The sequence below is a fragment of the Streptomyces sp. NPDC052299 genome, from assembly GCF_040679335.1.
Lineage (GTDB): Bacteria > Actinomycetota > Actinomycetes > Streptomycetales > Streptomycetaceae > Streptomyces.
Genome location: NZ_JBFAUP010000004.1, coordinates 168,665 through 192,771, shown reverse-complemented (window position 1 = coordinate 192,771; position 24,107 = coordinate 168,665). Strand labels below are relative to the sequence as shown.

The 24,107-nt window shown below is 72.9% G+C and carries 28 protein-coding genes; 18 read left to right on the top strand and 10 right to left on the bottom strand.

Features of this window, described 5'->3' with window-relative positions; all coding sequences use genetic code 11:
* The first annotated feature begins 62 nt into the window (after positions 1-62).
* Together AB0L33_RS08645 and AB0L33_RS08640 are read left to right on the top strand one after the other, a co-directional pair.
* Positions 63-1,649 (top strand): AMP-binding protein, encoded by a 1,587-nt coding sequence (locus AB0L33_RS08645; protein ID WP_365678979.1) that lies wholly within the window; start codon positions 63-65, stop codon positions 1,647-1,649.
* Positions 1,650-1,729: 80 nt separating this feature from the next.
* Positions 1,730-2,311 carry a Uma2 family endonuclease gene (locus AB0L33_RS08640; RefSeq protein WP_365678977.1) on the top strand — a complete coding sequence of 194 codons (582 nt, stop codon included), beginning with the start codon at positions 1,730-1,732 and terminating at the stop codon, positions 2,309-2,311.
* A gap of 29 nt (positions 2,312-2,340) precedes the next feature.
* Here AB0L33_RS08640 and AB0L33_RS08635 read toward each other — a convergent pair whose 3' ends face one another.
* A complete protein-coding gene (locus AB0L33_RS08635) occupies positions 2,341-2,754 on the bottom strand; it encodes a MerR family transcriptional regulator (protein ID WP_365678975.1) in 414 nt (137 codons plus the stop codon).
* 55 nt (positions 2,755-2,809) lie between these two features.
* Here AB0L33_RS08635 and AB0L33_RS08630 point away from each other — a divergent pair, with 55 nt between their 5' ends.
* Positions 2,810-3,775 carry an oxidoreductase gene (locus tag AB0L33_RS08630; protein ID WP_365678973.1) on the top strand — a complete coding sequence of 322 codons (966 nt, stop codon included), beginning with the start codon at positions 2,810-2,812 and terminating at the stop codon, positions 3,773-3,775.
* 23 nt (positions 3,776-3,798) lie between these two features.
* Here AB0L33_RS08630 and AB0L33_RS08625 read toward each other — a convergent pair whose 3' ends face one another.
* From AB0L33_RS08625 to AB0L33_RS08615, 3 genes are read right to left on the bottom strand one after another with little or no spacing between them, the layout of a single operon-like run.
* A complete protein-coding gene (locus AB0L33_RS08625; RefSeq protein WP_365678971.1) occupies positions 3,799-4,914 on the bottom strand; it encodes a radical SAM protein in 1,116 nt (371 codons plus the stop codon).
* Between the two features lie 33 nt (positions 4,915-4,947).
* Positions 4,948-5,487 (bottom strand): CYTH domain-containing protein, encoded by a 540-nt coding sequence (locus AB0L33_RS08620; RefSeq protein ID WP_365678969.1) that lies wholly within the window; start codon positions 5,485-5,487, stop codon positions 4,948-4,950.
* Between the two features lie 34 nt (positions 5,488-5,521).
* Complete coding sequence (locus tag AB0L33_RS08615) at positions 5,522-5,983, bottom strand: ATP-binding protein (protein WP_365678967.1); 462 nt, start codon at positions 5,981-5,983, stop codon at positions 5,522-5,524.
* 257 nt (positions 5,984-6,240) lie between these two features.
* Between AB0L33_RS08615 and AB0L33_RS08610 the strand changes: the two genes are divergently transcribed.
* Together AB0L33_RS08610 and AB0L33_RS08605 are read left to right on the top strand one after the other, a co-directional pair.
* The gene (locus AB0L33_RS08610) at positions 6,241-7,128 is read left to right on the top strand and encodes a helix-turn-helix transcriptional regulator (RefSeq protein WP_365678965.1); all 888 of its coding nucleotides are present in this window, start codon (positions 6,241-6,243) and stop codon (positions 7,126-7,128) included.
* A complete protein-coding gene (locus AB0L33_RS08605) occupies positions 7,115-7,312 on the top strand; it encodes a DUF397 domain-containing protein (protein WP_365678963.1) in 198 nt (65 codons plus the stop codon). The genes AB0L33_RS08610 and AB0L33_RS08605 overlap by 14 nt, the downstream gene beginning before the upstream one ends.
* 297 nt (positions 7,313-7,609) lie before the next feature.
* On the opposite strand, the gene AB0L33_RS08600 is transcribed toward AB0L33_RS08605, so the two are convergent.
* The 3 genes from AB0L33_RS08600 to AB0L33_RS08590 form a co-directional block, all read right to left on the bottom strand.
* Positions 7,610-7,888, bottom strand: coding sequence for a hypothetical protein (locus tag AB0L33_RS08600; RefSeq protein WP_365678961.1), 279 nt, complete (start codon positions 7,886-7,888; stop codon positions 7,610-7,612).
* Between the two features lie 140 nt (positions 7,889-8,028).
* Entirely contained in the window at positions 8,029-8,637 is a 609-nt protein-coding gene (locus tag AB0L33_RS08595; protein WP_365678959.1) for a LysE family translocator, read from the bottom strand.
* A gap of 2 nt (positions 8,638-8,639) precedes the next feature.
* Entirely contained in the window at positions 8,640-9,380 is a 741-nt protein-coding gene (locus tag AB0L33_RS08590) for a metallophosphoesterase (protein ID WP_365678957.1), read from the bottom strand.
* A 101-nt stretch (positions 9,381-9,481) separates the two neighbouring features.
* On the opposite strand from AB0L33_RS08590, the gene AB0L33_RS08585 reads away from it, so the two are divergent.
* The gene (locus AB0L33_RS08585) at positions 9,482-10,069 is read left to right on the top strand and encodes a CGNR zinc finger domain-containing protein (protein WP_365678955.1); all 588 of its coding nucleotides are present in this window, start codon (positions 9,482-9,484) and stop codon (positions 10,067-10,069) included.
* On the opposite strand, the gene AB0L33_RS08580 is transcribed toward AB0L33_RS08585, so the two are convergent.
* Positions 10,066-10,644 carry a hypothetical protein gene (locus AB0L33_RS08580; RefSeq protein ID WP_365678953.1) on the bottom strand — a complete coding sequence of 193 codons (579 nt, stop codon included), beginning with the start codon at positions 10,642-10,644 and terminating at the stop codon, positions 10,066-10,068. The two genes, AB0L33_RS08585 and AB0L33_RS08580, sit on opposite strands and share 4 nt — an antisense overlap.
* Before the next feature lie 155 nt (positions 10,645-10,799).
* Between AB0L33_RS08580 and AB0L33_RS08575 the strand changes: the two genes are divergently transcribed.
* Entirely contained in the window at positions 10,800-12,467 is a 1,668-nt protein-coding gene (locus AB0L33_RS08575; RefSeq protein WP_365678951.1) for a hypothetical protein, read from the top strand.
* A gap of 25 nt (positions 12,468-12,492) precedes the next feature.
* Here the strand turns inward: AB0L33_RS08575 and AB0L33_RS08570 are convergent, their stop codons facing one another.
* Entirely contained in the window at positions 12,493-13,032 is a 540-nt protein-coding gene (locus tag AB0L33_RS08570) for an AAA family ATPase (protein WP_365678949.1), read from the bottom strand.
* A 118-nt stretch (positions 13,033-13,150) separates the two neighbouring features.
* Here AB0L33_RS08570 and AB0L33_RS08565 point away from each other — a divergent pair, with 118 nt between their 5' ends.
* The 8 genes from AB0L33_RS08565 (at position 13,151) to AB0L33_RS08530 (ending at position 19,841) form a co-directional block, all read left to right on the top strand.
* Positions 13,151-13,891, top strand: coding sequence for a phosphotransferase (locus AB0L33_RS08565; protein WP_365678947.1), 741 nt, complete (start codon positions 13,151-13,153; stop codon positions 13,889-13,891).
* 127 nt (positions 13,892-14,018) lie between these two features.
* On the top strand, positions 14,019-14,492 hold the full coding sequence (locus AB0L33_RS08560) for a hypothetical protein (protein ID WP_365678945.1): 474 nt from the start codon (positions 14,019-14,021) through the stop codon (positions 14,490-14,492).
* 9 nt (positions 14,493-14,501) lie between these two features.
* The gene (locus tag AB0L33_RS08555; RefSeq protein ID WP_365678943.1) at positions 14,502-15,443 is read left to right on the top strand and encodes a trypsin-like peptidase domain-containing protein; all 942 of its coding nucleotides are present in this window, start codon (positions 14,502-14,504) and stop codon (positions 15,441-15,443) included.
* Positions 15,444-15,459: 16 nt separating this feature from the next.
* Positions 15,460-16,623, top strand: a complete 1,164-nt coding sequence (locus AB0L33_RS08550) for a protein kinase (protein ID WP_365678941.1) — start codon at positions 15,460-15,462, stop codon at positions 16,621-16,623.
* 5 nt (positions 16,624-16,628) lie between these two features.
* On the top strand, positions 16,629-17,831 hold the full coding sequence (locus AB0L33_RS08545; protein ID WP_365679436.1) for a hypothetical protein: 1,203 nt from the start codon (positions 16,629-16,631) through the stop codon (positions 17,829-17,831).
* A gap of 82 nt (positions 17,832-17,913) precedes the next feature.
* The gene (locus AB0L33_RS08540; protein WP_365678939.1) at positions 17,914-18,651 is read left to right on the top strand and encodes an enoyl-CoA hydratase family protein; all 738 of its coding nucleotides are present in this window, start codon (positions 17,914-17,916) and stop codon (positions 18,649-18,651) included.
* A complete protein-coding gene (locus AB0L33_RS08535) occupies positions 18,639-19,235 on the top strand; it encodes a TetR/AcrR family transcriptional regulator (protein ID WP_365678937.1) in 597 nt (198 codons plus the stop codon). The genes AB0L33_RS08540 and AB0L33_RS08535 overlap by 13 nt, the downstream gene beginning before the upstream one ends.
* Positions 19,236-19,295: 60 nt before the next feature.
* The gene (locus AB0L33_RS08530) at positions 19,296-19,841 is read left to right on the top strand and encodes a GNAT family N-acetyltransferase (RefSeq protein ID WP_365678935.1); all 546 of its coding nucleotides are present in this window, start codon (positions 19,296-19,298) and stop codon (positions 19,839-19,841) included.
* Between the two features lie 39 nt (positions 19,842-19,880).
* Here AB0L33_RS08530 and AB0L33_RS08525 read toward each other — a convergent pair whose 3' ends face one another.
* On the bottom strand, positions 19,881-21,197 hold the full coding sequence (locus AB0L33_RS08525; RefSeq protein ID WP_365678933.1) for an MFS transporter: 1,317 nt from the start codon (positions 21,195-21,197) through the stop codon (positions 19,881-19,883).
* Between the two features lie 210 nt (positions 21,198-21,407).
* Between AB0L33_RS08525 and AB0L33_RS08520 the strand changes: the two genes are divergently transcribed.
* The 3 genes from AB0L33_RS08520 to AB0L33_RS08510 are packed head-to-tail and all read left to right on the top strand — an operon-like array spanning position 21,408 to position 24,102.
* A complete protein-coding gene (locus AB0L33_RS08520) occupies positions 21,408-23,057 on the top strand; it encodes a condensation domain-containing protein (RefSeq protein WP_365678931.1) in 1,650 nt (549 codons plus the stop codon).
* Positions 23,057-23,839 carry an alpha/beta fold hydrolase gene (locus AB0L33_RS08515; RefSeq protein ID WP_365678930.1) on the top strand — a complete coding sequence of 261 codons (783 nt, stop codon included), beginning with the start codon at positions 23,057-23,059 and terminating at the stop codon, positions 23,837-23,839. Before AB0L33_RS08520 ends, AB0L33_RS08515 begins: the two co-directional genes overlap by 1 nt.
* Complete coding sequence (locus AB0L33_RS08510) at positions 23,836-24,102, top strand: acyl carrier protein (protein WP_365678928.1); 267 nt, start codon at positions 23,836-23,838, stop codon at positions 24,100-24,102. Before AB0L33_RS08515 ends, AB0L33_RS08510 begins: the two co-directional genes overlap by 4 nt.
* Positions 24,103-24,107: the final 5 nt, after the last annotated feature.

The following is a 24,107-nucleotide window of genomic DNA, read 5'->3' as shown; positions in this document are numbered from 1 at the left end:
ACAGTTGCCCGTACGTACGCGAGAGGACGCCGCCCCCACCGCATCGAAGGGACCGAACCGGCATGGTGCACGTGTTCCGCAGCGCTTACCCCGACGTACAGCCGCTCGACGCCGCCATCCACGACGCGGTGCTCGGGCACGCCACCGAACGGTTCGGTGACACCGTCGCCCTGATCGACGGCACCAACGAGAGCAACCGCCTCACCTACGCGCAGCTCGACTCCTTCCACCGCAGGATCGCCGCCGGTCTGGCCGCGGCCGGGCTGGTCAAGGGCGACGTGCTCGCCCTGCACAGCCCGAACACCATCGCGTACCCGGCGGTCTTCCACGCCGCGACGCGGGCGGGCGCCACGGTCACGACGGTGCACCCGCTGGCCACGGCCGAGGAGTTCGCGAAGCAGCTGCGGGACTCCGCGGCGCGCTGGATCGTCACCGTGTCCCCGCTGCTCGCGGTCGCACGCCGGGCGGCCGAACTCGTGGGCGGCATCGAGGAGGTGTTCGTCTGCGACCACGCGGAGGGACACACCTCGCTCCTGGACATGCTCACCACGACCGCCCCGGAACCGATGGTGACCGTGGACCCGGCCGAGGACGTCGCGGCGCTCCCGTACTCCTCGGGCACGACGGGAGCCCCGAAGGGCGTCATGCTGACGCACCGGTCGCTGGCGACGAACCTGGAACAGCTGGTCCCGTTCGTGCCGTTGGGGGAGGGGCACCGGATTCTGGCGGTCCTGCCGTTCTTCCACATCTACGGCCTCACGGCCCTGATGAACGCGCCGTTGCGCCTCGGTGCCACGGTCGTCGTCCTCCCCCGCTTCGACCTCGCGCAGTTCCTGGCGGCGATCGAGACGCACCGCATCAACGGCCTGTACGTGGCTCCGCCGATCGTGCTGGCCCTGGCGAAGCACCCGGTGGTGGACCGCTATGACCTGTCCTCGCTGGAGTACATCGTCAGCGCCGCCGCCCCGCTGGACGCGGACCTGGCCGCCGCGTGCTCCCGCCGCCTCGGCCTGCCGCCGGTCCGCCAGGCGTACGGGATGACGGAGCTGTCCCCGGGCACGCACGTCGTCCCGCTGGCCGCGGAGAACCCGCCGCCGGGAGCGGTCGGCACGCTGCTCCCGAGCACCGAGATGCGGATCGTGTCCCTGGACGACCCGTCCGCCGACGCCCCGCCCGGCGAGCCCGGGGAGATCCTGATCCGGGGCCCCCAGGTCATGAAGGGCTACCTGAACCGCCCCGAAGCCACCGCCGAGATGATCGACCCGGACGGCTGGGTGCACACCGGCGACGTCGGCCGGGTCGACGAGGCGGGCTGGCTCTTCGTGGTCGACCGCGTGAAGGAGCTCATCAAGTACAAGGGCTACCAGGTCGCCCCCGCGGAGCTGGAGGCGCTGCTGCTCGGCCACGAGGGCGTGGCGGACGCGGCGGTGATCGGCGTCCGCGACCCCGACGGCAACGAGATCCCGAGGGCCTACGTGGTGCGGGGCGCGGGGAAGGCGGTGACGGCGGACGACCTGATGGCCTGGGTGGCGGAGCGGGTGGCGCCGTACAAGAAGGTGCGCCAGGTCGAATTCATCGAGACGGTGCCGCGGGCGGTGTCGGGGAAGATATTGCGCCGGGAACTGCGGGACCGGGCCGGGAGCCGCTGAGCGGGCGGGCGCGGGGCCCGGCTGCCGGTCCGGCGCGCTGCCTCGTGGCCCGGACCGGGCCGAGTCGATACGGTTGAGGCATGACCGCACTGCCCGACTGGATGCGCCCGCCCCGCGCGGAAGGCTGGTACGCGGAGGACCTGGACCGCCTCCCGGAAGCGCCGCGCCACACCGAGCTGATCGACGGAGCACTCGTCTTCATGATGTCCCCGCAGCGGTGGTGGCACGGCCATCTCGTCACGATGCTCACCGTGGCTCTCATGGAGCAGGCACCGGCCGATGTGCGGGTCGGACGGGAGATGACCATCAAACTCGACCAGCGCAATCGGCCCGAGCCGGATCTGCTGGTGACGACAGCCGACTTCGACGGTGACCGCACCTGGTTCGCACCGGACGAAGTACGGCTCGCCGTAGAGGTCGTCTCCCCCGAGTCCGCACACCGGGACCGCACGGTGAAGCTGCGGAAGTACGCGGAGGCCGGCATCCCGCACTACTGGTGCATCGAGGATGAGGGCGGGGCACCCGTCGTGCACGTCTACGAGCTGGACGGGCCGACCGCGACCTACGTACCCGTTGGCATCTTCAGGGGCTCACTCACCCGTCCGGTGCCCTTCGAGATCGACCTCGACCTGGCGAAGCTCGCCCCGCCCCGCCGCGGCTGAGGCGACAGGGGCCCCGCGCGTGATCGCCGTCACGCCGTCGGGTCCCAGAGGCCGGTCGCCTCGCCCCGGGCCAGGTGGTCCGCGTAGACGCCGACCTTCCAGGTGATGACCGAGCGGCACTCCTCCAGGGCGGCGATCTGGGCGTCGACGCGCTGGCGGTGGGTGTCCAGGAGGTGGAGGCGCTCGGCCTCGTTGCCCGGGCCCTGGCGTACGAGGTCGGCGAACCGTTTCAGTTCGGCCAGGGGCATTCCGGATTCCCGCAGCTTCACGCAGATCAGCAGCCATTCGACGTCGAGCGCGCTGTACCGGCGCCGGCCGCCGGAGGTGCGGTGCACCGGGCCCACGAGCAGGCCCTCGCGTTCGTAGAAGCGGAGGGCGTGGACGCCGAGGCCGGTGCGGTCGGACACCTCGCCGATGCTCAGCGCGTCCGTGGTGGTTGCCATACGGGGGAGCGTAGGACTTGATCTAGAGCGAGGTCTAGATCGTAGCGTCGCATCCATGACCGACACCGAACAGCAGCCTCTCGGCTCTCCCTTCTCCGCCGCCAGCACCGCCCAGGACGTCATCGCGGGCCTCGACCTCTCCGGCCGGAACGCCGTCGTGACCGGCGGCTACTCCGGGCTCGGGCTCGAAACCACCCGGGCGCTCGTCGGCGCCGGGGCGCGGGTGGTCGTTCCGGCGCGGCGGCCCGACGCCGCCCGTGCCGCGCTCGCCGGGGTGGGCGGTGACGTGGAGGTCGTCCCCATGGACCTGTGCGACCTCGGAACCGTACGGGCGGCGGCCGCGCACCTGCGTGCGTCGCTGACCGCGCTCGACCTGCTCTTCGCCACCGCCGGAGTCATGGCCACCCCGGAGCGGCGCGTCGGGCCCGGGTGGGAGGGCCAGTTGGCTGCCAACCACTTCGGGCACTTCACCCTCGCCTGCGAGCTGTACCCGCTCCTGGCCGCCGCCGACGGAGCGCGGGTCGTGGCCTACAGCTCCGCCGGGCACGGGATCACCGACATCCGCTGGCACGACCCCCACTTCCGTACCGGATACGACAAGTGGCACGCGTACGGCCAGTCCAAGACCGCCAACGCGCTCTTCGCCGTCCACCTCGACGCCCTCGGCCGCGAGGACGGCGTCCGGGCCTTCTCGCTCCACCCGGGCAAGATCATCACCGCGCTGCAGCGGGACATGACGCTCCAGGAGCAGATGGACAACGGATGGGTGGACGAGCACGGCAACGTGATCGGCGAGGACTTCAAGACCGCCTCGCAGGGCGCCGCCACGGGCCTGTGGGCAGCCACGTCACCGCTGTTGGCGGACCGGGGTGGCGTGTATCTGGAGGACTGCGAGATCGCCCCCGTCACCGGGCCCGAGGACGAAGCGGGCGTCCGTGCCTACGCGGTCGCCCCCGACGCGGCGGCCCGCCTGTGGGACCTGTCCGTCGCGGCCACGGGGGTGGGGCCGGTCGGGGGGTAGGGCGCGGGCGCGCCCTCCCGCATTCACCCCGCAGCAATCCCTGTGGGCGTTGTCGCGGAGTGCAGTCTCACGAGGCGCGCGGCTTCGTCGTCGCGGAAGGCCGCCACCTCGCGGCAGCGCTGGCTCATCACGAACTCGCCGAGGCTCATGCACAGGTCCATGCGCTGGATGCACACCCCGACCATGAACGGCCCGTTCGTGGCCCGGTACAGCCGGACGCCGTAGTAGCCCTCCTGGCAGTCCCGGTCGTTGTTGAAGCGGCACCCGGTGCACGTCTCGGGCAGACGTACGGGCCGGATGCTCTTGGCGTACAGGGTGCGTCCGTCCGGGAGGCGATAGCGCACGCGCTGGTCGGACGCACCGGCCGTGACGATACGGGGTACGGGGACGGCGCCCAGGTGGTCCACGACGGCCTGCATGGCGTCGAGGGACGCACCGCCCGTCTCAAGGGACACGAGCATGCGGACGACGACGGAGTGCCCGTGCCGCTCGATGATGCGGAGCACGCGCTCGACGTGGCTGTGGTCCGGGATGACGATGTTCGCCGACACCTTCACCCCGTGCGCGACGGCGGTCTCGATCGTGGCGTCGAGCGCGGCCAGCTTGCGTGCGGCCAGCTTCGGGGACGCCAGGCGGGGCCCTTGGACGGCGGCCAGCTCCTCGGGCGTCGTACCGAAGACCGACAGGTTGATGCGGTCGAGCCCGGCGGCAGCGGCGGCGGGCAGCACCTCGGCGCCGGCCTCCCCGTTCGACGTGATGCCCACAGCGAGGTCCATGCGGCGGGCGATGGAGATGAGACCGGGCAGGTCAGGGTGGAGCGTGGGCTCGCCGCCGGTGAAGTGCACCTCGTTGGTCGGCAGAGCTCCGCGTACGGCGGCGAGCGCGAGGGCGAACTCGGCGTCGGCGGCGATTCGCGCGGGGAGGAAGTCGGCACCGTTGGTGCGCAGGTAGATGGAGACACGGCCGGAGCGGCCGGGCGCACCGGTGAAATCCCCGGGCGCGCGCTCCGCGTTGTCGGTCGCCACAGGGGTGCCCTCGTTGTGGCAGAAGGAGCAGGCAAGTCCACAGGCGTCGATGATCTTGACGCGTAACGTTCGGTCCGGCCGTACTTCGACCGGCAGGTTCGACAGGTCGTACATGGGGGCGTCCCCTCTCGCGTGTGCTGCGTGGGTCTACTCGAACCGCAGGTCGCTGATGCCGTCGAGATCGATGCCGTACAGGGCGTAGACCTTGGTCGTGTTGAGCGACGTGAGTCGGTCGGGGGAGAAGCCGAGGGCGGCGGCCGCCTCCCATACCTGCCGTTCGTCGTCGCCCTCGATCTCCAGGTACGGCGGGATGCGCGGCCACTCATCGATCTCCAGGCGGACCGCGCCGAGCCTGTACGACGTACGGCGGTTCTCCTGGTAGCCGCGCGGGACAAGACCGGCGAGGTTGAGCAGCGCCGCCGCCTCGGTGAAGTCGTCCACCACCACCTCGGTCTCGCGCGTCCCGTCGACCGCGTCGGTGGTGATCTCCTTGACGCACAGCGTGGTGGTGTCGCCTGTGTCACGGAGGCGCACCCAGCGCCCGGGCACGGGCGGGACGGTGTCGTAGACGTAACGCCGCATGAGGCGCTTCGGCGTCGCCTCGACGCCGCCTGCGCCGAGGATCCTGCGGATGATGTCCCGGATGTCGATGTCGAGGGCCTTCGTCTCGTACTCGATGTTCGTCATGGTCTTCGCTCCTTGCTTTTGGTCGGCCGGCGCATCAGACCGCGTACGGCACCTCAGCCCAAACGAACTTTCCGAGCGGCCGGTCACCGACGCCCCACCGCTTCGGACACAGCGCGTCGAGGATGAACAGGCCACGCCCGCGCGTGTGCTCGCGGCCGTACGTGTTGGGCCCTGCCCGGTGACGAGGCGCGCGGCGTACGGGGTCGTGGACCTCGATGCGGGTCCGGGTGCCGTCGGTGTCGAGGACGACGGAGATCAGGTCTCCCGGCTCGGTTCCGTACCGGTAGGCGTTGGTGACGAGCTCACTGGTCACCAGGACGGCGGTGTCCGTGTGTTCGGCAGAGGCGTCGGGGACGTGGTGGCCGATGTACTCGCGGACGAACGCCCGCGTGTGGGCGGGGGATTGCCTCTCGCTGGCAAGCAGCAGGGACGGAGGCGGGCCGACGGGGCGCGTGCAGCAGGCGGACTTCGGGGCGGCTTGGGGCAGGTCGAGCACGAGTGGTCCTCAGGGCCAGTGCCGTACGCGGCAGGTGAGGCGTGCGCGTCGGCATGGCTGTCTCTGGATCACCCACTCGACGCTCACGGAGAGTGGTTTCAAGACTGCACAGCGAAGCAATCTCCGTGCAAGACTTCATAGCGATGTACCGCTTCTAAAGCATCGAACGGATGTCTTGTACTGCGTAACGAGCATCAACCTGCTTTCATCGCGAGGGGCAAAAGCCCTTCATACTGAGGCGCGTAAGGGGAGTTGAGATGGCACAGGGTCCGACCGGGTCGACCGTTCCGCGGCGCCAGCTGGGGCGAAACCTTCGAGGGTTGCGCAACCGGGCTCGCCTGACCGTGCGCGCGGCTGCGGCGAAGCTGGAGTGGTCCGAGGCGAAGATGTGGCGCATCGAGACCGGGCAGACCGCGTTAAGGAGTCTCGACGTCCAAGCCATGTGCCTCGTGTACGGGGCGCCTGCGGACCTCACACAGGCGCTGATGGGGCTGGCCAAGGAAACGAAGGCCCGCGGCTGGTGGCACTCCTACGGCGACCTGATCCCCGAGGGGTTCGACGTATACGTAGGTCTGGAAGAGGCGGCATCGTCGTTGGCGATGTACGAGAGCGACATCGTCCCCGGGCCGCTGCAAACCGAGGGCTACGCGCGCGAGATCATCCGCAAGCACATCAGTGACATCGGTGAGGCGGATCTCGACGGACGCGTGCGGCTGCGCATCGAACGCCAGGCAATGCTGACCCGCGTCACCGACCCTCCGGTGCTGCGAGCGGTGATCGGTGAAGCGGTGCTCCGGCGTCCGATCGGTGGCCGCGAGGTGATGGCTCAGCAACTCGCCCACCTGATCTACGTGTCGGAGCGCAAGAACGTCTCCATCAGGGTGGTCCCCTTCGCCGCCGGCATGCATGCCGGAGTGGTGACGGGCCCCTTCGTGATCCTGCGGTTCCCGCTGACTGGCGACGGGGTCGACACGGAGCCCCCGACGGTCTTCGCGGACGGGTATACCGGAGGGCTGTACCTGGACAAGGAGGGAGAGGTGCAACAGTACGACGCGGCCTTCGACGACATCTGGAACGCATCGCTGGATGATCAGGCGTCACTGCGCCTGATCGGTGAGGTAGCAGGGAGCTATGAAAAGGGTTGACGACGCTGCTTGGTTCAAGTCGAGCTACAGCAACGGAAATGGAAACTGCGTCGAGGTCGCGAACCTCGGTACTGCGGTGGGTGTGCGGGACAGCAAGGTGCAGGAGGGCCCGGTGCTGAGGTGCGGCGCGGGCGGGTGGCGGGCGTTCATCGGGGACCTGGTCCAGGGCGATGACGCTGCATGAGAGCACTCTGCTCGCAGCGCGTGTGGCCGAGGCATTCCCCTGGATGCTCGCGCTGTCGCCGTCCGACCGGGAGAGCTGCGCGCAGGACCTCATCGCTGCGGGCGCGCGTCACGCGTGCCACCGACCTACCGCACGTGACATTCGCCGAGCTGATTTCTTGGAAGGAAACGGCCACGGCGGTGGCCGCGGGGCTCGGTTGTGCCGACCTCGAATGGCTTGGCAAGGACGAGATCGTGCAGCGCCCCTGACAGCGCCCGCGGCCGAGTCGCCACGGTTGAGCCGTGACCGCGGCCCCGCCTATGGCAGCGGCGGGTGCGTCGACTGTGATCCGTGACCGGCGAGATAGAGCTTCATGGCGCACTGATCCTCTGCCTCGATGAACACCTGCTGCCCCCAGTGGGCACTGAGGCGGTGCGCGACATCGAGCAGTCGGCGACGCTCCTCCGGCGAGTACGCAGGGAACCGGACCCAGCCCCGCTCGGCGATGGTGTTGCCGAGGTCGCTGAACAGGACCGCCCGCGCGCGCTGCTCCTCCTCCTCGGTCAGCGGCGTAGGGCCGCCTTCCGGTAGCTGCACGCGGACGTTGTACAGGTCTCGGACCACTGGACTTCTCACCGTTCGCCGGGGTTGTTCCGGAGAGACTACCGACGGGGCTGGTGCGTCTCCCGGACACGGGCGCAAACAAGGGGCGCCGGGCGCGACACGCGGGCGTTCGGCTACGCCACCACCGCGCGGACGCCGAGGGCGATCAGGACCGCTGAAGTGGCCCGGGCGGCCATTCGTTTGAAGCGGGGACCCCGGAGGGCGCGGGTCGCGCGCGCGAGGAGGAGCGTCCATGCCGTAAGCCAGAGCGTGATCAGGAGGGCGTGGGCCGTGGCCAGGGTGAGGATCTGGGCGGGCAGGGGGTGCCGGGGCGTGACGAACTGGGGGACCAGGGTCAGGTAGATCGCGGCGGCCTTCGGGTTGAGGACGTTGGCGAGGAGCGCCTGGGCGTAGACGGAGTCCGTACTCCTCGTGCGGGAGCGGCGCGGGGTCGGCGCGGCGGTGCGCCAGGTCCACAGGCCCAGGCCGATGAGGTAGGCCGCGCCGATGAGCTTGACGGTCGTGAAGGCGACGCCGGAGCGCATGACCAGGGTCGACAGGCCGGCCACGGCGAGCGCGGCGTGTACGTACAGGCCGGTGACCGTGCCGAGGGCGACCGGGAGCGCGCGGCGGCGGCCGCCTTCGGTGACGTGCTGGACCAGCAGGGTCAGGCTGGCGCCGGGGGTGGCGATCAGGGGGAGGACCGCCATCAGGAACCCGGCGACCGCGACGGGGTGGACCACGATCAGAGCACGACCCGGTAGTGGGTGGTCAGGCGGCGGTCGTCGGACAGGACGTGGAACGCGAGGCCGGGCGGCTGGTCGAGGTCCGCGAACTCGGTGCCCTCCCAGGGCAGGCGCAGGGTCCAGGTGACCGCCGGGCCGACGATCAACGGCCGCCCGGCGAAGGCGGACGCGGCTGCCGTGTGGGCGTGGCCCGTGAGGACGGCGACGACCCGCGGGTGCGCGGCGAGCAAGTCGGCCAGTTCCTCCGGCTGTTCGAGCATGCCGGAGTCGGGCAGCGGGTGGTGCAGCTCGACGGGCGGCTGGTGGAAGGCGATCAGCGCGGGGGCGTCCTGCGGCAGCGCGGTCAGCGTGGCGTCGATCCAGGCGAGCGTCTCGGCGTCGAGGCGCCCCTCGTCGCGGCCGGGGATGGTGGCGTCGCACATCAGGACCGCGGTCCCGGCGATGTGGTGCGCCCGGTTGACGGGGCCGTCGTCGGGCGCCTCCCCGAGGAGGGCCTTGCGGTACGCCGGTCGCGCGTCGTGGTTGCCGGGGCAGGTGAGCACGGGGAACGGGGCGGCCAGGATGCGGGCCGCCTCCTCGTACTCCGCCTCCGCGCCGTGGTCGGCGATGTCCCCGGTGACCAGGAGCGCGTCCACGGGGTGGGGCAGGGCGCGCAGGTAGTCCATGACGCGGGTGGCGCGCCCGGTGGCCCGCGTACTGCCGTCCAGGTGCAGGTCGCTGATCTGTGCGAGCAGGGTCATGCCGCGGTCACCTCTAACGGTTGTTTTCAGTTTTTCCGTTAGGGACTTTAGGGTGTGCGCGAGGGTGTGTTCAAGTGGTCGGTGACAGGAAGGGGCGCCTCGTGGAGCGTTGGCCGGCAGTGGAACTGGCGAGCACGGTCCGCCATGACGGGGACGGCGGTGTCGCGGACGACCTTGCCACGGTCGCCGGTGCGACGCGCTGGATCCGGGAGCACGGGGAGCCCTCGGCAGGTGACCTCGTGGCGGACGAACGCTTCCGCCTCGACCTCGTCGAGCTGCGGCAGGCGGTCCGCGCCCTGTTCGCCCGAGCGGTCAGCCCCGCGCCCGCCAGCCCGGCGGACGCCCACCGCCTGATGCCCGCCGAGGAGGCGACGGCCCGCCTCAACGCGGCCGCCGCGCGGGAGCCGGTCGCCCCACAGCTCGACTGGCCCGCCGACGGCACCCCCACCGCGAACCTGCTGACCATGGAGGACGACCCGTACGTCCGCCTCGTCGCGGCCCTGGCCCGCGACGCGATCACCTTCCTGAGCGGCCCGCAGCGCGACCGGCTCCGCTCCTGCACCGCGCCCCGCTGCGTCCGCTACTTCGTCAAGGCCCACGGCCGCCAGGAGTGGTGCAAGCCGTCCTGCGGCAACCGCGCGCGGGCGGCTCGCCACTATCGGCGGCAGCGGGGGGAGGGTGGGGACTAGGCCGCCTCCGGGAAGTCCAGTTCGTCCAGGAGCGACGCGAACAGGTCCTCCGCGAACGGGGTGTGGGTGCGCAGCAGTTCCTCGATGTGGTGTTGCTCGGCCGTCGCTCGGACGCCGGCGGCCGTCGCCCAGGCGAGGGCGCGTGCGGCGTTGGCGGGGATTTCGGCGTCGAGTTCCGCTCGCTTACGGGCACGGGCCTCCTCGTACTCCGGGGAGTTGTTCCATACGCCGTCGTCGTCCATGCCCGCGGCGGACTTGAGGAACGTGGACGCGGCGTTGTCCGGGTTGAGCCACGCGTGCCAGTGGTGGCGCTCGGGGTCCAGGCCCGTGACGAGGGCGGTGCCGCTGTCGGTGACCTGGGCGACGCAGGCGGGCGCGCCGGTCCACTCGACCAGGCCGGACAGCATCTCGTACTCCCAGATGCCGGCCTCCAGTTGCAGGGTCCGCCAGCCGCCCGGGCGGATCGGCCACTCGTGTGCCTCGTCGCCCGGTTCCGGGGCGATGTCGGTGAACAACGGCGCTTCCAGCAGGGGGCGTTGACTGCGGGCGAAGACCAGATGACCTGAGAATCCCATGGGGGCACGGTACGGGGGCGCGCCTGCGGTCACGCCGGGGCGGCGGGATGGACACGACCCGGGGGCCGGAGTGCCGTGCGCGCGGTGCGGCCTGGATCATGGCCGGAACAAACGGTTTCACGGAGGGGGCTCGCGTGTTCGGCAAAGTGGGGCGGATGGTCAGAAACCTGGAGGCGACCGGGGTCGGGCTGGTGCCGGATCACGCGGTCGTCGTCGACGCGCCGGACGCGCGGGCCGTCGAGGCGCTGGACGCCGCCCGCCGCGGCGCCCACGCTCCGGCCCGGGCGCTGCTCGCCGCCACCCGCGCGGAGGCCGACTGGACGCTCCGGCACGAGGCCGTCGCCGCACTCGCCGAGATCGCCGTGGCCGACGCGGCCTGGCTGGGCGCCTGGCTGGACGAGTCGCCGGAGGACCCCGACGTGCTCACCGTCGAGGCGTTCCGGCGCGTCGAGGAGGCGTGGGCGGTCCGCACGGCCGCGCGTGCCAAGGACGTGAGCGAGGAGCAGTTCCGCGCCTTCCACACGTTGCTGGACGACGCGCTGCCGGTCATCGAGGCGGCCGTCGCGGCGAGCCCCGGCGACCCGGTGCCGTGGTCCGCCGCGCTGGCCCACTGCATGGGTGCCCAGGCCCCGCGCGAGGTCTTCGAGGAGTGCCTGGGCCGGGCGCTCGCCTGCGCGCCCCACCACCTGCCCACCCATCTGCACGCCGTGCAGTACCTCGCCGCCAAGTGGCACGGCAGCCACGAGGAGATGTTCGGCTACGCGGCCCGCGTCGCCGCCGAAGCGCCGGAGGACTCCCCGCTGCGCGCCCTGGAGGTCGTGGCCCTGACCGAGGTCGTCCCGGAGGAGGCGCGGCGCCGCGAGGACGGCATCCCCGGCCCGGACGGGATCGACGCGATCATCGCGACCGCGCAGGCGTACTCCGCCTCCCGCCCGCCCGAGGACCACGCGGCCCGGCTGATCCGCAACCACCTGGTGTGGGTGCTGAACGGGCGCGAGCGGTGGGCCGAGTCGCTGGACGTCTACCGCTCCATCGGGCGGTACGCCACCAGGGACCCGTGGACCTACGCGGGCGAGCCGCTGGAGATGTTCCGGGCGATCCGGGACAGCGCCCGCGCCGGACTCGCCGCCTCCATCCCCCGCAACGGCACCGTCCCCGCCCCCGCCGTGCCCCTGCCGGACTCCGTGCGGGCAGAGGCGGCCCACGAGATCGCGTACGTGCCCGGGGCGCCGCAGCGCGTCTCGCAGGAGCTGCTGCTGTGCGGGGCCACCGTCCGGCTCGCCCCGGCCGGGCGGTGGACGCTGATGGAGTCGGCCCCGTCGGAGGAGACGCCGGGCAAGCGCGGGCGCCGGGCGACGGTGCTGCGGCTCGACGGTCTGGCGGCGGTGGCGGAGACCGCGTTCGACTCCGCCGGGATGACGACGCTCGTCGCCCGCTGCGAGGGGAGCGACGCGCGTGTCCTCACCGTCGTCGCCAAGGGCCGGACGGCCGCGCGGCACCGGTGGGCGGGCGCCGGTTCGGTACCGTCCCAGGAGACCGCGCAGCAGCACGCCCAGCTGCTCGTCGCGGCGGCGGGCCAGGGCGACGCCCGCGAGATCGCGCGGCTGCTGCGGGACCCGGGGGACGCGTCGGAGCTCCTGATCCGCACCCTGAACGCGCTCGGCCTCCCGCCCCTCCCGGTCGGCTTCGGCGAGCGCGCCGAGGTCCTGGCCGACGCCCGGGGCGCCACGGTCCACCGGGCCCGCTCGCTCTGGCAGGGCATGAAGGACTTCATGAGCGACGAGACGGACCCGAACCCGCCGTTGCAGCTGGACGGGCGGTAGCCGGGACGGCCCGGACGCCGGGGCCCTACAGCCAGCGCGCCGCCTTCAGCACGGCCGCGGCCACGTCCGGGACGCGCACCTCCGTGGTGTCGACGGTGAAGTCGTCGAGCGCGGCTCGGTCGAGGATGCCGTCGAGTTCCGAGGTCCGGTCCAGGTGCCAGCGGAGGGCCTCGGGTTCGCTGTGGTGCCGTTGGGCGAGCCGCCGGTGGAGTGCCGTGGGATCGGCGCGCAGCCGGGCCACGGTGAGGTCGACGCCCACGGCCCGGGCCAACCGGTCCCGCTCGGCGCGATGCTCGATCACGCCCGCGAGCACGAGCCGTGTCGCGCCCGCGCCGAGGTAGTTCCCGGCGACGCTCCGCACGTTCCGCAGCAGCACGGCGGAGTTGAACCGGTCGCCCGGAGGCGCGGGCCATGCCTGCCGCAGCCAGTCCAGGTCCAGGACGGCGTGCGGGACGCCGCCCTCGGAGAGGAGGCCGCCCACCGCCCCGGCGACGGTGGTCTTGCCCACGCCGACGGTGCCGTTGATCAGGAGGGCGGCGGGTACGCGAGGGAGATCCGTACGCATCCCGGCATCGTAAGCCCGGAGTCCGAGCGCGTCCCCGTCGCCGGTGGGGTGCGCTTCACCGGCCGTCATGAGGATGCCGGGCCGGGCCGGGGGCCGGCTGCGCGCGACACTGGGCGGCATGGATGAGATCGAGGTCGTCGTCGCGCACTCCGAGCGGACGACGCTGCGTGTCGGGGACATGTTCCTGAAGGTGGACGCCGACCGGGCGCGGCTCGCCGTCGAGGCGGAGGCGATCGCGCTGGCGCCGGTCCCGGCGCCGGAGGTGCTGTGGCACAAGCCGTCCGTGCTGGCGCTCGCCGCCGTCCGGGGCACCGCGCTCGGCCGCCTCGGGGAGCCGTCGCCTGCGTCACCGGCGGCGTGGGCCGCGGCGGGGGCCGCGATCCGGAGGCTGCACGAGGCGCCGTTGCCGCCGTGGCCCGGCCGGAGCGCGGACGGCCTGGCGGCCGAGTTGGAGCGGGAGTGCGACTGGCTCCTGGCCAACGAGGTCCTGCCCGCCGGGCTGGTCACCCGCAACCGCCGGATCGCCGAGGCGGCGCTGCGATCGTGGGAGCCGGTGTTCGTGCACGGCGACCTCCAGATCACCCATGTGTTCACCGGCGACGACGACGAGGTCACCGGCATCATCGACTGGTCCGAGGCGGCGTGCGGGGACGCGCATTCCGACCTCGCCACGCTGACCCTGGGGCACGAGGAGAACCTGGCCGACCTGCTGGCCGGATACGGCACCGACGTCGATCCGGACACCGTCCGCGCCTGGTGGTCGCTGCGCAGCCTCACCGCGTACCGCTGGCTGGTCCAGCACGGCTTCGACCCGGCGGCGCCGGGGTGCGAACTGGACGTCCTGCGGGCCGCGATGTGATGAGTAACTGCGCCTGAAACCAACACCGTTGACGGCGTTTGGGCTTCAAGTCGCCGGAATCGCAGGCGCCCCAGGCCCATTTCGCGCACCATGGTGACGATCAGGCGTCCGTACGCAGGGGGGGCACATGTCCGATACCGAGAATCCGGCTGTCGACACGGGCGCCGGGACGACGGATGCCGCAGCGCCGGGCACGCCGCTCGTCGGGGTCGCGCTCGTCGTCGCGGTCACGGTCATCGTGCTGTGGCTCGGGCTGCTCGCCTGGCTGGCGTTCCACACCGACGCGAGCGAAGTCGCCTGGTCGCGTCTGCTCATCGTCCTCGGCTCGGTGGAGGCCGTCGCGTTCGCGGCCATCGGTGCCCTGTTCGGCACGACGGTGCAGCGGCAGCGGGTGGCGGATCTGGCGGCCCGCACCGAGGCCGCCGAGTCCCGTGCGCAGGCCAACGAGACGGCGGCCCTCAACGGGCACCGGCTGGCGGCGGCGGTCCAGGCGTCCCGTGCTCCCGGTGGCAGCGGCCCGGACACGGAACAACTGTCCGCCGACCGCCGGACCGGCCAGGACCCCCTGCTCGAACTGGCCAACCGGCTGTTCCCGGCCTGAGGCGCCGCCGTGGACCCCATCGGAAGGCTGGTGCGCGACGGCGAGCCCGTCGCGACGGCGGTCGTGCTCACCGCCGACGGCCTCGCCGCGACGGCCGCCCACGTCCTGGCGTCGCACGAGGCCGCGCGGTGGACCTTCGAGCCGATCGCCGCGCCGGGATTCTCGTTCCCCGTGGACTGCTCGCCGCCCTCGGACGGCGCGGCCGACGTGGCGCTGATCCAGGTACGCGAAGCCGGTGACTGGGACCCGATGACGCTCACCCCGCACACGAACGCCACCCCCGGCGACCCGGTCCACCTCCGCGGCTTCGCCGCGTCCCGCGACCACGACTCCGGCGTCGGCCACTACGTCGGCACGACGGCGCAGAACGGCCGGACCTGGGTGAAGGTGAGCTGCCGGCACGCCCAGCCGGGCATGAGCGGCGCACCCGTGCTGCTCACCGGCACGGGCAGCGTCATCGGCATCGTGTCGGCCCGCCTCAACTCGGCCAGCTGGAACCGCGACTCCGTGCTGCTCGCCCCCGCCTCGGAACTCGTCGCGCTCGCGCCCGGGCGGCTGCGCCTGGCCGCCCCCGCCCACCGGCACGCCGACGGCACGCTCCGGCTGTCCTGGTTGCGCGACGGAACGGCTGAACTCATCCTGGAATCAGATGACTTCACCGTCTCGTTCGGCCGCAACGTACACAACCGGGTGTATCTGCCGGACCACCGCGACAGCCGTTTCCACGGGCACCTCTCGCTGATCGGTGCCACCCTGACCTACCAGCACCTGGGTTCGCACCCCGCCTACCTGGCGGGCGCCACACGTCAGTTGAAGCTCGCCAAGGGGGACTCCTGCCCGGTCGGGGACAAGGACCGGCTGAGCGTCGGGAGCGGCACGATGCTGGTCGAGTTCTCCGCACCCGACCTGTTCGACCCGAACGCCAACGTGACGCCGGAGGCGCCTGAATGAAGGGGTGATCAACCAGTTGGACGCCGATTCCGACACGGACCTGACGGCCGCCGGACCGTACGAGCCACCTCCACCGCTCTCCGGCGCGCCCGCCGCCATCGGCGAGGTGCTGTCCGACCGCTGGGCGGTGGCGGAGATCCGCCGCGGCGGGCAGGCGTGGGTCCTCATCGTCGACGACCTCGAACGCGGCGGGCGCCGCGCGATCAAGGTCCCGCTGTCCGGCGCACTCGTCGGCGACGAGGAACTGGAGATGCTGCTCGGGCTCGAACCCCACCGGCACACCGTCACCACGCTCGGGGTCATCGATGTACGCGGGCAGCAGGGCATCGTCCTCGACTACGCGCCCTCGACCCTGGCCGACCTGATCAGGCTGGGCCCCGGGCTTTCGCTCGCCGGAATCCTGCAGCAGGTGTGCGCCGGAATGGCGCATCTGTCCCGCATCGTCGAGGTGGCCCACCTCGACCTCAAACCGCTGAACGTACTCATCGACGGGAACGGTCACGCCAAGGTCGCGGACTTCGGCCTGGCCCAGCGGGTGCGCATCCAGGACGGACGCTACGCGGGCGCGCGGGGCGGCACGTGGGCGTACGCGGCGCCCGAGGTGCTGCGGCGGGAGCCCTGCGACACCCGCGCCGACATCTTCTCCTTCGGCGTGCTCCTGTACGAGGCGTGCACGGGCAGGCTCCCCTACCCCTTCGCCCTGGCACGCGACCCGGTCGCCCAGCGGGCGCAGCTACTGGACTACTACGCGTCCCCGGGCCCGGGTGAACGGCAGAGCGAGCTCTACTACTGGGGGCAGTCCGAGCTGACCCAGGTGCCCGTCACCCCGCCCGGCGAGGGCGTCAGCATCCTTCTGTCGAGCTGCCTGCAGCAGCACCTGTCGGAGCGCCCGCAGTCGTTCACCATGGTCGCCGAGATGCTGGCCCGAGCGCTCCGGAGACCGCCGGTCGAGGCCCCGGAGACTCCGCTGCCCCAGATCGACCAGCAGCGCAGATCACTGTCGCTGGCCCAGGTGCTGATCCGGCTCGGCCGGCTCGACGAGGCCATCAGCCGGCTCAACCGGTTGCTGGCGACGCCCTTGCCCGACGCTCTCTTCGAGACCGCGCGGCAGACGGCGGTGCAGGCGCTGACCAGGGCCGGCCGGCATGCGGAAGCAACCGAACTAGCGGATTGGCGGTGACCGCCATGCGGCGGTTCGACCTGGCGGAATGGAAACGAAGCCCGCGCCTGACGGACCTGCGGCGCACGGTGGGCGATCTGCTGACGGAGGGACGGCACCGTACGGCGCTGGACGAAGTCCTGCGCCGGCTGCGCCGTGATCCGGAGAACCTCGACGGACTGTACGTGGCGCTCTCGGTGCTGGCCCAGAGCCGTACGGGGCGGCTGACGTCCATCGAGCCCCCGACCGAGACGCAGCAGTGGAGCGCGCTGCTGGCGCCGATCACGACGGCCTGCTCGGCCTGCGACGCCCGCTGGTACTCGACGCACGCGGTCCTGTTCGCCGGCAACGATGTGCAGTTCCAGCCGACGAACCCCATCGGCATCCAGTGCCAGAAGTGCCGGTACACGCTGTGCAGGGACTGCCTGAAGGCGCAGAGGCCGACCTCGTACACGGCCTCCGTCGACCAGGCCGAAGTGGTCGCGGGCTCCTGCGCGAACACCGCCTGCGACGGCCGGGAGCTGACCGTGCCGGTCCTCCCCACCGGCCGTTCCGACGTCACCCCCATGGACCCGAACGCGATCGAGGGCGTACTCGTCGTACGGGACGGCCCCATCCGTCCGACGACGGACGACGCCCTCGCCGTGGTGACCCGGTTCCTCCCCCTCCTCCCCGACGACGCGCCCCTCCTCCACATCCGCGGGGCCCGCCCCCGCACCATGGGCGACCACGCGACCCGCGACGCCCTCGCCCAGTCCGTGCTGCTCGACCTGGAACGCGAAGGCGCGCTGGCCCCCGACTCCTGGGGGCGCTCCAGGCGCATGCACATCCTGGCCGGTCCCGCGGGGGACGGCGACTACCTGCTCGTGCCGGTCCGGAAGAGCCCCGGGCGCGTCCCACCGGCCGCTCCGCACGCCGCGTCCGCCCCGGGGACGTACACCTACCTGCTGCAGATCCTGCCCCTCCGGGGCAGCTGGGCCACGCTGCGCGACCCGCGCACCGGAGACTTCCACGAGGGCACGTTCGGCGCCCTCTCGGCATCCGCCGACGCGCTCCCCGGCCTCGCACAGGAGATCATCAAGCGCTTCGAGCGCATGGGGCGGTCGCGCCGCGTCCTGTTCTTCGCGGGCGACCGCACGCAGGAGCAGGGCCTCACCATGGACGACGTCCACGGCATCGCCACGGAAGGAGGCACCTCGCTCTCGCCGTTCTCCGAGGGGCCCCGCTGAGCAGAATCATGCAAGCGCGCTTGATTGTTCCGGTGGCTGCTGCCACGCTCGACGCGACGGCCGGCAGAGAAGGAGACCGCGGATGAGCCCGCTCGCACCGCCCGCCCACACGCGCGGCGTCACCACCCTGACGCTCGACTCGCCCGGCAATCGCAACGCGCTCAGCGCCGGGCTCGTCGCCGGGCTGGCGGAGGCGCTGGACGCGTGCGCGGCCGACGCGGCCGTGCGGGCCGTCGTGCTCACCCACACCGGGGGCACCTTCTGCGCGGGCGCCGATCTGCGCGCCCCGGCCGATCCGCACGACTTCGTGGCGCTGATGCGGCGGATCGTCGCGCTGCCCAAGCCCGTGGTGGCCCGGGTGACCGGGCACGTCCGGGCCGGAGGGCTCGGGCTGCTCGCGGCGTGCGACATCTCCGTGGCCGGGGCCGGGGCGACCTTCGCGCTCACCGAGTCCCGGCTCGGGCTCGCGCCCGCCGTGATCTCGATGCCGCTGCTCCCGCGCATCGACCCGCGCGCCGCCGCCCGCTACTACCTGACCGGCGAGAAGTTCCACGCGGACGAGGCCGAGCGCATCGGGCTGGTCACGATGGCCGCCGACGACGTGGACGGTTCGGTCGACGGCGTACTGGACGATCTGCGGCGGGCCTCCCCGCAGGGGCTGGCGGCCTCCAAGGCGCTGGTCACGGCTACTGTGCTGCAGAGTTTCGACCAGCACGCCGAAGACCTCATCGCCCGCTCCGCCCGGCTCTTCGCCTCCGAGGAGGCCCGGGAGGGGATGACGGCCTTCCTCGAACGACGGGACCCCGCATGGGCGTTGTGACTCCGGGCTCCACCGGCCCGGGCCCCAAACAGGACCGCAGCCGCGCCACCCGCCGCCGTCTCCTGGAGGCCGCCGTGGCCTGCCTCGCCGAGCACGGCTGGGCCGGGTCCACCGTCGCCGTCGTCGCGGAACGGGCCGGGGTCTCGCGGGGCGCGGCCCAGCACCACTTCCCCACCCGCGAGGACCTGTTCACCGCCGCCGTCGAATACGTCGCCGAGGAACGCTCCGCCGCCCTGCGCGCCGTCCCCGACCAGGACCGGGCCGCCGTCGTCGCCGCCCTGGTCGACCTCTACACCGGCCCCCTCTTCCGCGCCGCCCTCCAGCTCTGGGTCGCCGCGTCCAACGAGGAGCAACTGCGGCCCCGCGTGACGGAGCTGGAGGCCCGGGTCGGCCGCGAGACCCACCGCATCGCCGTCCACCTCCTGCGCGCCGACGAGGAGCGGCCCGGGGTGCGCGAGACCGTGCAGGGGCTGCTCGACATGGCCCGGGGGCTCGGCCTCGCCAACGTCCTCACCGACGACACCGCCCGCCGCCGCAAGGTGGTCGCCCAGTGGGCCGAACTCCTGGACCGGGCCCTGGGGTGAGCGGACCGGGGCGGCACAAACGCCTTGGTGTCCGGGGAGCGCCCGGATAGGGTCCCCACCATGACCAGCAGCGCCACGCCCCCCTTCCCCCAGCACATCGAGCTCACGGGCGAGGGGCTCGTCCTGCGCGACTGGGCCGAGGACGACCTCGCCGCCATGCCGGAGCTCTTCGACCACCCGGACATCGCGTACTGGACGCCGATCGTCTCGCCCTTCGACGCCGAGGCCGCCCGCACGCGGCTGGTGAAGGCCCGGCAGCTGCGGGCGGACGGCACGGCCGTCCTGCTCGCCATCACGCTCGACGGCGGGGCCCCGCTCGGCGAGGTCATGCTGCGGCGCGCCCCCGAGGGCACGGAGCTGGGTTACGCGGTCGGCCCCGCCCACCGCGGGCAGGGGCTCGCCGGGCGGGCGGTGCGGGTGATGGCCGCGTACGCCTTCGAGGAGCTGGGCGTCGACCGGGTCATCCTGGAACTGGAGGCGGAGAACGCGGCGAGCGTCGCCGTCGCCACCGCGAACGGCTTCCGGCTGCTCGGCGTACCGCTCATCGAGGGCGAGGAGAAGGGGCGTCCGTACGCCCTGCAGACCTGGGCGCTCGACCGGGACTGAGGCCCGCCCCGGACCTCGACGCCCCGGACCCCCGACGCCTCAGACCCCCGCCTCCTCGCGCGCCCCTGGCACCGGCAGTTCCTCCACCGCGTCCACCGGGCCGTCCAGCACCCGCAGCGAGCGGGTCAGGTGCAGGGTGACCGCCAGCGCGGCCATCAGCACCATGAGGAACAGCACCGCGCCCTGCACCCCGATCCGGTCGCCCAGGAAACCGGCGCCCAGCGGGCCCGTCCATTGCAGGGCCTGCATGCCGAAGCGGCTCACCGCGGAGACCCGGCCGCTGTACTCGTCGGGGACGAGCCGGACCTCGTACGTCTCCAGGATCACGTTCAGCGGGACCATCGCGGCCGTCGCCACCAGGAGCACCGCGCCGATCTGCCACGGCTCGGGGACCAGCGCGACCACGGCGAAGGACTCCACGAAGACCCAGGCGGAGACCAGCAGGGCGGTCCGGGCGCGGACCCGGGCCAGCAGGAGCGGGCCGATCACCGCGCCGACGACCCCGCCGACCAGGGCCGTCGCGTTGACGAAGCCGATGGTCTGCGGGTCGCCGCCGCGGTGCTTCACGAGGGCGATCAGCAGCAGGAAGAAGCCCTGGGCCACCGCGTTGAGCAGCGCCATCCAGATCACCGTGAACCGCAGATAGGCGTGGTCGCGGACGAAGCGATAACCGGCCACCACGTCCCGGCCGATGCCGGGGCGCTCCGCCCCCGGCTCCCGGTCCGGGCCGAGCGGGCGGCGGATGAGCGCGGCGCCCAGGGACGCGAAGAGGAAGGACACCGCGTCCGCCAGGAACGGCGCCCAGCGCGCCGCCGAGAACAGCAGCCCGCCCAGCGGGGCGCCGATGACGCGGGCCGCCATGTCCCGGCCCATCGAGCGGGCGGTGGCCTCCCCGATCTGCTCCTTCGGCACGATCCGGCGCAGCGAGGGGATCGTCGACCCCGAGGTGATCCCGGACGCGGCACCGGCCACGCAGGCGAGCGCGGAGAGCAGCCACACCGCCGCGTCGCCGCGGTGGACCGCGTACGCGACCGCGCCGAGCGCCGCCGCCTGCACCAGGGGGCCGGTGATCAGGATGAGCCGGCGGGAGACCCGGTCGGCGAGTGCGCCGCCGAGGAGCGTGGTCGCGAGGGTGCCGACCATCGTGGCGGCGGTGATCACCCCGGCCCGGGCGACCGATCCGGTGGCGTACAGGATCAGCAGCGGGAAGGCGATGTTCGAGACGCTGGTGCCGAGCGCGGAGAGGCCGTGCCCCGCCCACCAGCCGACGTAGTCCCGGTTGCGCCACAGCGAGGGCCGGGCGCCGACGGGCGGATCGTCCTGGGGCGGCCCCGTCTCCGTACCGTCACGTCGCATGCCCTGGGGTTCCTTTCGGCGGCGGGGTTCGCGCACTGGTCCCATTCGATGCTGCCGGGGCGAAACGCCGCCGACCAGGCAACGAACCGGCAGTACGGGGCCGTTGGGCGCGTGCCGTCAGTTGCCGGGTTCCTGCCTGGAAGGCGTTCCCGGGCGTTGGCAGGATCGCCGGGGACCCGCCCCCCGGCAGACGTACAGAGGAGACCCGCTATGCCCGCCAGCACCGGCCCCCACGCCGTCGTCCCGCTCGCGGCGGCCGTCGCAGCGGAGGGGGTGGCGGCCGGTGACCCCGGCCGTCCGGAGCGGGGCGGGGACGTCGCGGGGCGGGGGCTGCCCGAGATCCGGGCGGCCGTCGCCGCCGCGCTCGCCGGGGTCACCGGACTGCCGGCCGACGACGTGCCGTGGGACACCGGGCTGACCGCGCTCGGCGTGACCTCGCTGGAGATCGGCCGCATCTGCGCCCGGCTCGGCGACGCGCTGGGGCGGCCGGTGCCGATCTCGCAGATCTACCGGCAGCGGACCGCCGCCGGGCTCGCGGAGTGGATCCACGCCACGGACGGGCGGCCGCACGCGGCGCCCGGCGGGGGCACGGAGGCCGGTGACGACACGCGCGCCCCGCTCTCTCCGACCCAGACCTTCATGTTCATGAAGCACGTCTTCAAGCCCGACGACCTGTCGCTGCACTCGGTGCGCTGCTGGCGCATCGAGGGCCGCCCGGACCGGGCCGCGCTGGCCGCCGCCGTGGAGTACCTGCACCGCAGGCACCGCTACCTCAGCGCCGAATACCTCTTCCAGGAGCAGCCGTACGTCCGCCCCGCCGACCTGCCCGCCCCGCCGCTCGGCGCCTTCCTCGCGGACACCGAGGAGGACGCGCGGGACGTCCTGGCGCGCGAACTTGCCAAGCCCTTCCGGCTGGTGCGGGGCGACGTGTGGCGGCCGGTCTTCGTCGCGGTGCGCCAGGCGCACGTCACCCTCTTCGGGTACGCCGTCCACCACGTGGCGTTCGACGGCGGCTCGTCCGAGGTCCTGGCGCACGACCTGTCGGCCGCCTACAACGCGTACGCCGAGGGCCGGACGCCCGACCTGGAGCCGGCCCCCGGTCCGCGCGAGGTGGCCGAGGCGCTGGAGGCGCACCTGCCGTACGTGGACCTCGACGCCCAGCGCGAGTACTGGCGGCGCACGATCAACGGCATGACCCCGCTGGAATACCCGGGCGGTGCGGAGGCGCCGCGCGGGACGCCCTGCCGGATGACCGACCTGCCGCTGCCCGCCGGGCTCGCCGACGGGGTGCGGGGGCTCGCGCAGCGCCACGGCGTCAGCCCGTTCGCCGTGTACCTGAGCGCGTACGGGCAGGCCATGGCGGAGCTCATCGGCGAGCACGACTTCGGCGTCGGCACGCCCGTCAACCGGCGAGGCAACAGCGTCCTCAGCCGGGCCGCGGGCTGCCTCATCGACATCCTGCCGCTGCGGCCGAGGACGGACCCGGACGCCTCGCCCGCCGCGTCGATCGCCGCCACCGCCGCGGCCGTCGCGGAGGCGTTCTCCGCGCAGGACCTGTCGATCTCCGAGATCGCCGGGCTCCAGCTGAAGACGGAGTCCACCGACCGCAACCGGATGTTCCAGACGATGTTCGTGCTCCAGGACAACGGACTCGGCGAACTGGCCCTGAAGGGGCTGCCGTCGCAGTTCTTCCGGCCGCGCTACCCCGGAGTCTCCGGCGAGGTGCACGCCGAGGTCTGGCCCGCCGCCGGGAAGCACGGGCGGCTGGTGATCGGCTACCACCCGGACCGGACCTCCGGCGCCTTCTGCGACCGGCTCGCCGCGGCCATGCTCGACCGGCTCAGCGGATACCTGGCCTGATGACCGGGTCCGGGGACAACCCGTGGATCGGCAGCCGGATCGGTGCCGTGGACCGGCCGCGCACACGGGTGATCTGCCTGCCGCAGTCGGGTGCGGGGCCCGCCGCGTTCACCGCCTGGCGGCCGCATCTGCCGCCCGGTGTCGAGATCGCCACCGTGGCGCTGCCCGGCCGGGGCCCCCGGACCGCCGAACCGCTGCCGCCCGACCCGGACACCGTGACGCGCCTGCTGCTCGACGGGCTGCGCCCCGAACTCGACGTGCCGTACGTCCTGTTCGGCCACAGCCTGGGCGCGCTGCTGGCCCACGCGGTGACCGTCCGGGCCGCCCGGGAGGGGCTGCCCGCACCGGCCGCGCTCGTCGTGTCCGGCTCTCGGGCGCCGCACAGGCCGCCCGGGGCCTCGGTCGCGGAGTACGACGACCAGCGGCTGGCCGCCTGGCTGACCCGGATCGGCGGGCTGCCGCCGGAGCTGCTGCGGCGCGGCGCGTACGCCGCGTACGTGTTCCGCACGGTCCGCGCCGACCTGGCGCTGGCCGAGCGGATCGGGACGGCCGGGCCGGTCCGGGTCGGCTGCCCGCTCCACGCCTTCGGCGGGGTGGACGACACGCTCGCACCGCCCGCCCTGATCGAGGAGTGGCGCGCCTGCGCGGCCGGGGAGCACACCACGACGCTGCTGCCCGGCGGGCACGGCTTCCCGCAGTCCGAACCGGCGGCGACCGTCGCCGCACTGGCCGGCGTCCTGCCGGTATCCGCACATCCATCACAGGAAGGACCGCCACGGTGACCACGACCGAGCAGACCGAAGCCATCCGTACCCAGGTGAGGGCCTATCTGACCGAGGAGCTGGCGACGCCCGTCGCCGACGACCTCAACATCTTCGGCGCGGGACTCGCCAACTCGCTGTTCACCATCCAGCTCGTGACCTACGTGGAGCGCGCCTTCGGCGTCCAGGTCGGCACCGACGAGCTGGACGAAGTGCACTTCTGCTCCGTCGACGCGATCACCGCCTTCGTGGCGGCCAAGCCGTCGCGCCCCGCCGCCGCCTGACCACC